Raw genomic sequence first — 1552 nt, 5'->3', positions numbered from 1 at the left:
GCCGACGTTGGAGGCGCTGCGCGAACTGATGCAGAGTTTCGAGGGCTGCGCGCTGAAGCACACGGCGACGCGGCTGGTGTTCGCCGACGGCAACCCGCAGGCGCGCATCATGTTCGTTGGCGAGGCGCCGGGCCGCGACGAGGACATCGAGGGGCTACCTTTCGTCGGACGCAGCGGCAAGCTGCTCGACCTGATGATCGGCGCGATCGGCCTCGACCGCACCACCGCCTACATCGCCAACGTGATCCCCTGGCGGCCGCCCGGCAACCGCACGCCGACGCCGCAGGAGACGCAGATCTGCCTGCCCTTCATCCAGCGCCACATCGAGCTGGTGAATCCGGACGTGCTGGTGACGCTCGGCAATCCCTCGACGCAGACGCTGCTGTCGACGCGCGAGGGCATCATGCGCACCCGCGGGCGCTGGTTCGACTACGACACCGGCCAGCGGGTGATCCGCGCGCTGCCGACGTTCCACCCGGCGTATCTGTTGCGCTCGCCGTCCTATAAGCGATTGGCGTGGCAGGACCTGCGGGCGATCGCGAAGGCGCTGGCGCAAGGCGCCGTGTAACGACTCACACACCGTCATTCCGGGGCTCGCGAAGCGAGAGCCCGGAATCCATCGAGCGGCAGAGTTGGTGGACGAATGGATTCCGGGCTCGCGGCTTCGCCGCGCCCCGGAATGACACCGACCTACGTCCCCTTCGGCCGTACGATGCCCCAGCCGATGCGCAACAGCTGCTGGCGGCCCGTCACCAGCCATTCGAAGGCACGCGGCACTTCCGGCACGATGCCGGGGAAGCGTTTGAGGATGTCCGGCGGCGGCGTGCCGGCGGTATCGGAGGCGCGCCAGACCACGACACCGCCGGTCTCGCTGAACTTCGTCTGATTCATCCATGGCGTCCGCGCGGGGTCGGCATCGATGAAGAGATGCGGCCGGCCGGAATGCAGCGTGATGAGGCTGGCGAGCTGGGTCTCGCCGGCGACGGCACGGAGGCGATGGTTGGTGCGCCGGGCAAAGCTCTCGTCGAAGAAGTCCGAGATCGCGCGCGCCGGCATCGAGGTCGCGATCTCGTTCGCGCCGGTCCAGGGCAGGAACAGGACGGCGAGCACCACGCCGGCGGCGGGCGCGATCACGGCGGCAGCCCAAACCGTACGCAGCATCCGCGCATGGCGCATCGCGATGAGATCGCCGGCCGCGACGACCACCGCAAGCCCCGACATGATGAGCACCACACCGGGGCCGCCGACGACGGAATCGAGCCCCAGCAGGCCCGAGGTCAGCACGGCGCCGAGCGGCAGGGCCAGCGCGAAGAAATAGACGAAGTTGCGCGCGAGCGGTGCGACCGGCGGGCGGAAGATGATCGGCGGCTCCTCGCCCTTGCCGGCGAACAGCCCGGTGTTGAGGAAGGTCAGCGCCGGGATCGCGGCAGCCCCCAGCACGAGTCCGCCGAGCAGCCAGGCCGCATGCAGCGCGCGGGCCTCGAGCTCGGCCACTTGCGGCAAGGCCGGCAGCGTCAAGGTCTCGGCCCGCATCAGCCACACCGCATAGGGC

Annotated in this window: 1 protein-coding gene and 1 pseudogene; one reads left to right on the top strand and one right to left on the bottom strand. The window is 69.7% G+C overall.

What is annotated here, in order from left to right; all coding sequences use genetic code 11:
* Positions 1-568 (top strand): uracil-DNA glycosylase (locus JHD07_RS39545; RefSeq protein ID WP_291632053.1); only part of this gene is annotated, 568 nt, incomplete at its 5' end.
* A gap of 122 nt (positions 569-690) precedes the next feature.
* Here JHD07_RS39545 and JHD07_RS39540 read toward each other — a convergent pair.
* A pseudogene (locus JHD07_RS39540) lies at positions 691-1552 on the bottom strand (hypothetical protein); the annotation flags it as partial.

The organism is Bradyrhizobium sp. (genome assembly GCF_016462955.1).
GTDB lineage: Bacteria > Pseudomonadota > Alphaproteobacteria > Rhizobiales > Xanthobacteraceae > Bradyrhizobium.
Note: the sequence above shows the minus strand (reverse complement) of the source record. Positions and strands in the feature narration are given on the sequence as shown.